The 9,513-nt window shown below is 45.9% G+C and carries 8 protein-coding genes; 2 read left to right on the top strand and 6 right to left on the bottom strand.

What is annotated here, in order from left to right; all coding sequences use genetic code 11:
• Nucleotides 1–120: 120 nt before the first annotated feature.
• Nucleotides 121–1,383 carry a methionine adenosyltransferase gene (metK, locus tag QT992_RS28465; RefSeq protein ID WP_333320500.1) on the bottom strand — a complete coding sequence of 421 codons (1,263 nt, stop codon included), beginning with the start codon at nucleotides 1,381–1,383 and terminating at the stop codon, nucleotides 121–123.
• Nucleotides 1,384–1,685: 302 nt separating this feature from the next.
• Between metK and QT992_RS28460 the strand changes: the two genes are divergently transcribed.
• Nucleotides 1,686–2,087, top strand: a complete 402-nt coding sequence (locus QT992_RS28460; RefSeq protein WP_333340875.1) for an AAA-like domain-containing protein — start codon at nucleotides 1,686–1,688, stop codon at nucleotides 2,085–2,087.
• 203 nt (nucleotides 2,088–2,290) lie between these two features.
• On the opposite strand, the gene QT992_RS28455 is transcribed toward QT992_RS28460, so the two are convergent.
• Nucleotides 2,291–2,638 (bottom strand): rhodanese-like domain-containing protein, encoded by a 348-nt coding sequence (locus tag QT992_RS28455; RefSeq protein ID WP_333108282.1) that lies wholly within the window; start codon nucleotides 2,636–2,638, stop codon nucleotides 2,291–2,293.
• A 191-nt stretch (nucleotides 2,639–2,829) separates the two neighbouring features.
• The gene (locus tag QT992_RS28450) at nucleotides 2,830–3,459 is read right to left on the bottom strand and encodes a hypothetical protein (RefSeq protein WP_333340878.1); all 630 of its coding nucleotides are present in this window, start codon (nucleotides 3,457–3,459) and stop codon (nucleotides 2,830–2,832) included.
• Nucleotides 3,460–3,656: 197 nt separating this feature from the next.
• On the opposite strand from QT992_RS28450, the gene rpsD reads away from it, so the two are divergent.
• Nucleotides 3,657–4,265 carry a 30S ribosomal protein S4 gene (rpsD, locus tag QT992_RS28445; RefSeq protein WP_172190738.1) on the top strand — a complete coding sequence of 203 codons (609 nt, stop codon included), beginning with the start codon at nucleotides 3,657–3,659 and terminating at the stop codon, nucleotides 4,263–4,265.
• 512 nt (nucleotides 4,266–4,777) lie between these two features.
• Here rpsD and QT992_RS28440 read toward each other — a convergent pair.
• The 3 genes from QT992_RS28440 to QT992_RS28430 all read right to left on the bottom strand — a co-directional run bounded on the left by QT992_RS28440 (nucleotide 4,778) and on the right by QT992_RS28430 (nucleotide 9,095).
• Entirely contained in the window at nucleotides 4,778–5,980 is a 1,203-nt protein-coding gene (locus QT992_RS28440; protein ID WP_333340881.1) for a catalase, read from the bottom strand.
• A gap of 346 nt (nucleotides 5,981–6,326) precedes the next feature.
• Complete coding sequence (locus tag QT992_RS28435; protein WP_333340884.1) at nucleotides 6,327–7,973, bottom strand: peroxidase family protein; 1,647 nt, start codon at nucleotides 7,971–7,973, stop codon at nucleotides 6,327–6,329.
• 75 nt (nucleotides 7,974–8,048) lie between these two features.
• Entirely contained in the window at nucleotides 8,049–9,095 is a 1,047-nt protein-coding gene (locus QT992_RS28430; protein ID WP_333340886.1) for a DUF2235 domain-containing protein, read from the bottom strand.
• Between the last annotated feature and the right edge of the window lie 418 nt (nucleotides 9,096–9,513).

The following is a 9,513-nucleotide window of genomic DNA, read 5'->3' as shown; positions in this document are numbered from 1 at the left end:
GCGTCCCCGCTCGCGTATTGTACAATACGCGAGCGGGGACGCTCGCACTGTAAATGCAAAACTGAGATGCTCCCGATATTATTTATGGATAAGGTGCGCTACGCGCACCCCAAAATTCTACTATCCAGCTACTCCAGACAACTTCTGGCTCAAAGCTTCTTTCAAAAGTTCCGCCTTATCAGTTGCCTCCCAAGGCAAATCTAAATCAGTGCGTCCGAAGTGACCGTAAGCCGCCACATCTTGATAGAAACGGCCGCCTCTTTCAGCAGGCAAATTCTGCAAGTTAAATGCCTGAATGATTCCCGCAGGACGCAGTTCAAAATGCTGCTTCACAACTTCTAAAAGGCGCTCGTCATCAACTTTTCCAGTGCCAAAAGTTTCGATCATCATGCTAACAGGTCGCGCAACGCCGATCGCATAACTCAACTGCACTTCGCACTTTTGGGCCAAACCGGCCGCTACGATATTTTTAGCAACGTAGCGACAAGCATAAGCCGCGCTGCGGTCTACCTTAGTGGGGTCTTTCCCAGAAAAAGCGCCACCGCCGTGGCGGGAATAGCCGCCGTAGGTATCCACAATAATTTTGCGGCCCGTCAAACCCGAATCTCCTTGAGGCCCGCCGACCACAAATTTGCCGGTGGGGTTGACAAGGAAGCGAGTTTCTGAATCCGGCTTCACGCTAATATCGGCAAACACCGGTTCGACGATAGCAGCCCACAGGTCTTCTTTGATTTTGGCTTGAACTGCGGCTGTTTCTGTGATGTCGCCGATCGTTTCGGTGTGCTGGGTAGAAATTAAAATCGTATCTATGCCAACAGGTTTGCCGTCTTCGTAAATCACCGTAACTTGGCTTTTGCCGTCGGGACGCAGGTAAGATAACTGACCGGTTTTGCGGACTGCGGCCAGTTGACGGCAAATCCGGTGCGCTAAACTGATCGGCAGAGGCATCAATTCCGGCGTTTCGTTGCAAGCAAAGCCGAACATCAAACCTTGGTCGCCAGCGCCGATGGCGTCTAATTCCTCTTCACTCGATTGTTCCCGGCTTTCGTGGGCTGTATTCACCCCTTGAGCAATATCGGGAGACTGAGAATCAAGAGCCACCAACACCGAGCAACTATTGGCCGAAAAGCCGTTGTCAGCGTGGATGTAGCCAATATCGGCTATTTTTTTCCGGGCTAATTCTATGTAATTTACCTGAGCTTTAGTGGTAATTTCGCCCGTCAGCAGCATTAAGCCGGTGTTGACGACTACTTCGGCTGCGACGCGGCTTTTGGGGTCTTCAGTCAGTAAGGCATCTAAAATCGTATCTGAAATTTGATCGCAGATTTTATCGGGATGGCCTTCAGTGACCGATTCAGAGGTAAACAGGTAGCGGCGTGACAATGATTATTTCTCCTTAGATAGGGGCTCTTCCTGCGCGACCTCGACGACCGACGAGTTATTTTTCCGGTAAAGACCAAGAACGATCGCGTCTGGGCTACCGTCGAATTTTTGTCGATCTGCAGAGCCGTGTTGAAGCAGGGTTTGAGATTGGGTAAAGTGACACTACTATAGCAAAGTGAGTTCCGGCAAGTCCCTAAAAACTTAGATTTTGTAGGATTGTCGATCGATCTTGAACACCGCTCGTCTACCTCATAACCTGACAAAGTTAAGATACAGTCAGGGTATCGCCTTGTGCAAGGACTATGGCAGAACTCCAAAAATCACCAAACTTGATGCTCCAAACAGTTGCCGACCTAGAATTTCCCGGCGGCCCCATACCGCTTGACTCTAGATTTTATATTGAGCGCTCAGGGGCCGAAGCCCTGGCCTGTGCAGAAATTAGCAAACCCGGAGGCCTTGTTCGCATTAAAGCTCCCAAAAAAATGGGCAAAAGTTCGCTGATGCTGCGGATAATTCACGCGGCAGTCGATCGTGCTGTGGTAACAATTAGTTGGGGAATTGCCAGCGTTGTTCCGGGGCCGGAAAATGATGCAGCAACGCTGGTACTGGCGGCCGATGAGGCTCTTTATGACTCGAAAAGGCACGGGCGCGATCGGCTCACTATGAGTACGCTTTTAAATTGTCGATTTGCTGCTGTTAATTAGCTAGTTCCGGGGGAATATAATTCGTTTCTACACATAACCTGTTGTGCATTTAATTTGTATGTTGAGGGCGGGTTCTCCTGCCCAACCCCTACTCCCCACAAAAGAAAAAATTTATTTTACTATGCAACTTAAATGCGGATTAGCTTACAAAGTCCGCCCGCGCGGACTCTGAAGAAAACGATAGTTAAGAACTGGATTTGATGTTAATAGCGGGGGACGGTTCGATCCACCACCATTGAGTAAGCATCGATACCACCAACGATATTTTTAACGTTAGTAAATCCTTGAGCCGCTAACCAGTGGCACATTTGAGCCGATCGCACTCCGTGATGGCACAGAACTAGGGTTTCGGTGTCGCGATCGAGTCTAGCGTCAATTTCACCAGACCATTCGGCAAACTCGCTCAACGGAAAAGCTACAAATCCCGGCAGCGCCGCGAGTTCAATTTCGTAAGGTTCCCGCACGTCTACAAGCTGCAATTTCTCAGCATTGGTTTCTGCTAATTGGCGAGCTAATTCTTCGACTGTAATTTGAGCAAAAATTTCTGACATTTGATTAGGAAAAAGTAGTCATTAGTCATATCATGTCCGGTCGAGCGACCGCGATTTTTGTAGGGGCGGGTTCACCAACAATACCTGCCAATAATGGACAATCTCAAAAACCCGCCCCGACCAGGATATTATTGTTAATCGATCGGACATCAGTCATCAGTCAACAGTCATCAGTCAACTGTTAACAGTAATTAATTGAGAGGCGCAGGCGGTGGAATTAGCTCCACAGGAGGGGTAGGTGCAGGGCGCCCGTCCAACTGGCTCACGCTGCCCCTGGGGTCTAGACAAGTGGCGATTAACCTGTCAGTGGGAAATTCGAGCCTGCCGCTCAAACCGACTACGCATTCAGCAAACTGTTGTGGCAATAAACTGCGGCGGCATCCATCGAGCACTAGCAGGGGATCTGCCGGTTGAGTTCGACTTTTGCCGTTAATATTCACTACGCAAGTAGCCAATTCCTTGGGACGCCTCACTTGCCGACAGCTAGAGAGCGCTTCGACACCCGAAATATTGGTTTTGCGGTTGATTTGGAGGGCGCATTTAGATATGTCGCGGGGGCGGAGGGCGTCAGCACAAGCGGCGGCGGCTGCCTCTGCCCCCACTCCGGCTTCGATTAGTTCCAGGGCGCAGACGCGATAGGGATTCCTAGAGCGAGGGATTCTAATAGTAATGGCTGATGCTGGTGAAATGGGCAGTGCTGTTGCCAACAAACCGAGTGCGGCTAGCTGCGTGCCGAGAGCCAATATCCAGCGCGCGGTAGGCTTTGAGCCTGTCGGTGCTGGCTTTGGGGAAGAAGTGCGGGAAAAATTGCGGTTGTGCATGGCAGATCGAGTAGTGAGTTTTTTTGGCTGATTGGGGCGATCGATCGATCGGCTTTTCCTTCAGAATTTACCTCACATTATGGCTCGCGCTGCGGTCGATCGTTTTTTTATCGATCTTTATTTGAATTTTGACCGTTACCAACATATAATATAGAGTCTGCATAAATATTGCATACAGATATTAGAGAGGAAAATAAATGTCTCGATATCGAGGCCCCCGATTGAGAATCGTCCGTCGCCTGAAAGAGTTGCCGGGTCTAACCCGCAAAACCCCCAGACGAGATTATCCGCCTGGACAGCACGGTCAAAACCGCAAAAAGCTCTCTGAGTATGCGGTTCGCTTGCAAGAAAAGCAAAAACTCCGTTTCAATTACGGTGTGACGGAACGCCAATTGCTCCGTTACGTCCGCAAAGCCCGCCGTGTCACGGGCTCCACAGGTCAAGTGTTACTGCAATTTTTGGAAATGCGCTTGGACAATACTGTGTTTCGGATGGGAATGGCTCCAACCATTCCGTCCGCTAGACAATTGGTAAATCACGGTCACATAACTGTCAACGACCGTGAAGTCAATATCGCCAGCTATCAGTGCAAGCCTGGTGATGTGGTTGCTGTGAAAAATAGAGAGCGCTCGCGCACAATGGTAGAAGCTAATCTCAAAGACCCAGGCTTGGCTCACTTGCCGAATCACTTGGAATTTGATAAGCAAAAACTGGTTGGCAAAGTTAACGGCGTTATCGAGCGCGAGTGGATTGCTCTACAGATTAACGAACTGCTAGTGGTGGAATACTACTCACGGCAAGCTTAAGTTATTAGTCATCAGTCGTTGGTCATTAGTCATCAGTTGGTTGCTAGCAGAATAATTAATAATTGGGTACGAACCCAGTTATTGATTAATTGCTACTGAATAATGAGGACTAAGGACTGAGGACTAAGAATTCATAATTTTCAACACTCCCACCCCCTAAAAAGGGATGGGATTTTTTGAAGGTTTGGCTTGTTAATATCGTTTCCGGTTGGATGGGAATGATAAAGTCAAGATAAATAATCTTATATCTTGCACCATTTGCAATAAGCTTTTTATGGACGGGCAGGATGCCCATCCCACAATCAAATTCACTCTTTGTGGAACAGGCCGAAAAGCCTGTTCTTGAAAATGGTGCAAGATATGAGTAATGCCACATTCCCCCACTCCCCACTCCCCATCATAAGGAGTGTAACCGGAATTGATATAACTTCTTTGAGTGGCCATTTGCTCAGACGACACCTGGCTGATGGCATTAAATGATGTGCCAGCCTCAAATTATTCCATTTATTCCCTTAAAATGTTTCTTCTCCGGTTGGTTCTTGGTGGACAAGACCTCGCTTTTGAAGGCGATAATTCGCTACAACCGGGTAAACAACACCGCGTATCCGATTGATCGCACCTACTGGACGATGAACTGCTAAGCCGTTCCAGGGAGAATATCTCAGGTTTTCGTTGAAATCAGATTGTTTTTCATAATCAATAATCTGATGCTTGACGGTGAGACGACCTACTCTCAAGAAGGGTGATTCCTTTTCCTTCCAGACATTGATGCCATCGTCGATCGGCATTTTTAGGCTGGTTTGGAACTGAATGCCAAAATCCCAACAGTATTGAGCGTCAGGTTTCGCCAAGGCTTGAATTAGATCGTCCCGGTAATAATTGTCTGGTTTATTGGGATCTAAACCCAGGGCTTTGGCGCGATCGACAAAAGGAATTTTAGGAATTCCAGGTCGCGATTGTTCTGGAATTATCTCGTGCGGTGGTTTGCATGAAACCGGAGTAAACCCATACTTAATTACAGCCGGATATTCGACAGGAACTACACCAGGCTTAGAGGGATCGAAATCGGGATTTAGACCCAAAGCAGAGGGTGAACCGCTCCAATATTTGGCTGTTAGCAAACTCTTCGGAGTCCGGCTACCAGTAAGCGTCGAGACTGCTAAAAAGTGTCTGGGATGTCGGATTAGCCACTTTTTCAATGTCTCTGGTGATTCAACAAGAGCCGAAAAAAAGCCGTAGTAATCTTTGATGGTTTGGCTCACAAATAGCTCTGAATTGTGAACAATGATGTCCTGGGTTTTTGACTCGTGGCTTTGCGCGAGTCGTTCCCCTTCCACCCCCATCACTTTCAGTGATATTGAGCGCGAATCTTTTTGGTAATCAGGGTATACTTTGGTAGCCCCGTTAGCAAATCGCAACCAAACAGGATATTCTTTGGGTTTTGCTAGCAAACCTTGCTTAAGGGAAATAGCATTGAGTCGGGAAGAACTTAACGAAGCGCGTTTGCCCACTTCCCGTTTAATCGCTTCCTCATCAAAGTCAAAAATTTCCAGAGTTCCTTTAACGCAAGCATGAGTTTTGGCGTGAGTATCTCGCAGCGCCCGATCCTTATTGCCGTAAAGATTATCCATCCGAAGCTTGGCCTGCTCAACCAAAAGATCGTAGTATTTGATCTCGTCCTGTTCGGGATATTCGGTAAATAACTTCTTGTTCATAACATAACCTTCGGTTAATCGCTAAAAAAGGCTCTACACAAACCGTTGCATCTGTTAAACACTATAACTGCTGGTGCAATTGCTCCCGAATTGCCGTAGCCGAGCGCTTGCGAAAAGAGCGCCTTTTTCTTCCAATACGGTTCAGTTAAGCCTGAGCCCCCCTAGCCCCCCTTAATAAGGGGGGGACAAGAACTTACTCTTGCGTCCCCCTTATTAAGGGGGATTTAGGGGGATCTCCGGGGAATAAACAGTTTTAACTAAACCGTATTGCTTTTTATTCCTCATTTTTGAGGGCGCAGGTGTGTTTGCGCCCCCACTACCTTGAGTCTTAGTTGTCAGCTACAACTTAAAGATCGAAGGAGACTTTGTACTTGGGATCGCTTGGAGGAACATTACGATTCACTAAATCAGAGACTGTTTTGGTATTTTGGATAATTTCCCAACCAACCTCAGAAAAAGTTTCCTTATTGAAGACTTTAGGCGATAACAAAGGATTAGTTAAAGCCTGGGAGAAAGCATCAATGCCAATTATCCGTGCTACTAAAGGCGGAATTGCTGAATTTTCTCGGACATCTTCAGCGTACAATCCGACAAATAATTCAATCTTATCAACATGACCGTACAACTCTTTTAATTTCTGTTGAGCGTATTCGTCACCCGTAATTTGATTGAAATCAGTCACCCTGGGATAACCACACATTTCGCGGTAATCGTTATAACTGGCTAACTGCGCCTGCCGTCCGAGTTTAACAGATGCTAGTTCGGTAGCATCAATAAATGTATAGGGTGTTCCTGCGATCTTAAAATCAGGTGTGTTAAACAAACCAATTCTAGTACCTGGTTGGGAACAAGTTTCTTCCATCAATGCACCCAACCCTTTATCGATTAACATCTGATTATTCCAGAGGGAATCGTACATGGATTTTTCTTTGCCGTCATAGGTAAAGGTTTCCGGAACTGCACTATGCCAGCGATAGACAAAACTAAACTCAATCGCCATCCAATTTTCTCGATACCAACTTTCCTTCGTAAAAGCTTCAGGATCGGCAAAGAACCTAAAATTATAGGGCGTAATGTGGAAAATGTACTCTTCCATAATGATATTGAGAACAATCACCATGAGAATATTTCTCGCGGTTTGGAAGAGCCTCTCATCGTCCCATTGCGGATAGCTTTTGGACAAAACATCACAAATTCGATTATGCTCCCTGATACATAAAGTGTTGAGCATGACATAGCCAATTTGGACGTTTGCCCGTTCAACTCCCATTGCAAATAGCTTGCCTTTCTTTTCGGGGGGTTGTCTTTTCTCATCATTAAGGGGTGCATGAAGACCTTCAAATTGAGGATCGATAATACCCTGCTCAGGGTCGGCATAATAAAAGAGTGGATACTCTTCTTCTACGCCATCTTTGCGCTTGAGTTTTTGGGTTTTAAATTTGCCGTCTTTGAAAGCTCTGAGCATATTTGTTTGTTTGCGGGTCAACCCGTAAACATTACACATATCAATCTGATGGTTGGAGGTGTTTTTGAAGCGGTTTTGCTGATCGATCCGCAGAAAACTATCTGTAAACCACTGCACCCAATAGGGAAATAGCAGAGTGGATTTTTCCGAATAAATGGTTTTTCCATCTCTTTTTTGGAATAAGGTCTTTAATTTGGCCAGTGGTGGTAAATTCCCTTCTTTGTTAAATTCTGGGTCTGGAGGTAAATGTCGCCCAGTATAAGTCTTGTCTGTAAGTGAATCCCAAGAGATGTAGGTATCAGTTTTCTTGGGAATATCTGTTCCGGGAATTTTGGGATCTAAGCCCATTAAGCTATAGGGAAGCGGGCGAGTCGGAAGTTTGTAAATGATACTATTGAGAAAAAATTTGTTGAGTTTACGTTTCAGAGGCTCGTAACTTTGAACTAAGTTCCAAATTGGTTTGAAATGAGTCAACGTATATGCTAAAGCTTTGTTGCTCAATCCATCTCTAGATGTATCTCTTGTCATGATTGCTTTTCCTTTCGATTGTTGTAGATTAGATCGTCTTCTTATGTTCGGTTCTGAGAGCTTGATAAAGTTTTATCATTGTTTTACATTTTCAATTACTTTTGAGAGAATCTTTTGCAGATTTTTAGGCCGATAGTCTTGGCGTTTTTTCAATCGCTCGATCGTGCTTTCGTGAAGCTCCTCAATAGCATCGCCCACTTCGCGGAACTTGATTCCTGCCAATTTGAAGAACCCCGGATTGTTTTTAAAATCAATCTCATAATTGGGATTGATGCCTGTGGGAATGACACTTGGATCGAATTCAAGCCCCAATCCCAGGTTACGGGTTGAATCCAACATCCACTGCAAGGCGGTATCTGATAAACCGCTGTATTCTTCCGATCCACCGCCGATGCAGATATGCGAGCCGGGAAACCAAACTTGAATAACCCGCTGGTTCTCAACATCAGGATTTTTCTTCATCAGGGTAACATCAAAGATTTCGCGAATTTCGTCGATCGCAACGGCGTGCAACGCATTCTCAATATCCTTATTTAAAGTGGTGTCGTGGAATTTGTACCTTGTTTTGATCTGTCCCTCAAACTTCTTCAAGGCGGGTACAAGAGGAATACCAAGGGCTCCAACGGTGTCGAAACAACCAAGCAAGGTAATCGGGACGCGATCGCCCCGATCTTTGCCGTTTTCTTTGCGGAACCTCTTTGCTTCCTCATCATTTGGTTTAATGCCTCGGTTACGGTAAAGCTCGTAAGCTTCTGATGCCTTGGTAACATAACGGCGGGATAGGAGACCCGAGCAATAGATCATCCCAGCTAGACTCCTGACTGTGTAAGCACCGCGACTGAACCCGAATAGATAGATTTCGTCACCGCGATCGTAGTTGAAAGAAAGAAAACGATAGGCATCTTGTATATTTTTATCGATTCCCAGCCCAGTAACTCCGCCCACAATCTTGTTACTGTCTACTCCAATTCCCTCGTCATAAAACACAATCTGCGGAACCCCGTCACTGGCTGTCCGTTTCACGGCCTGGGCAAGCCTAACCACATTAGTTGGGCACTGAGTATCTAGTTTGTTCCAAGTTCCATCACAGCAAACTATCAGACGTTTCCCTGGTTTCGTCATTTTTATATTCTCTCTTTGAATTTGAAATTTGAGAGCGACCTGTCTTTGGTAATCGGTTACAAGAGAATTGCCAATTCCGGTGTTTCTATCGCCTGACAGCGATCGCCGATCATTGATTGCTGGAAATCGATATTTTGCTGGCAATCTTTAGCTTTTTCGATTCTCAGGATAGTAGTCTCAAAACACCATCCAGTCTAGTTGGCTGTATTAAAATGTTAATTTTCTTTATATTTCTTAACTAAAAAAAAGAGCGTGAAATAGTAGGTTGGGTTCTGGGAAAATCCTCAATTCTCCTAACAGAAGTAGCGCTCCGACGCCCTAGCTAACAAACCTTGCAACACATTTACGCTCTGCCTTGTCAGTTTGTCAAACAGCTATATCTTATCGATTTGTCCGTTGGCTGCAAGATAATAGTGAG

The sequence above is a fragment of the Microcoleus sp. T3_D1 genome, assembly GCF_036700405.1.
In the GTDB taxonomy this organism is placed as follows: domain Bacteria; phylum Cyanobacteriota; class Cyanobacteriia; order Cyanobacteriales; family Microcoleaceae; genus Microcoleus.
This window is presented reverse-complemented; position numbering and strand designations above follow the sequence as displayed.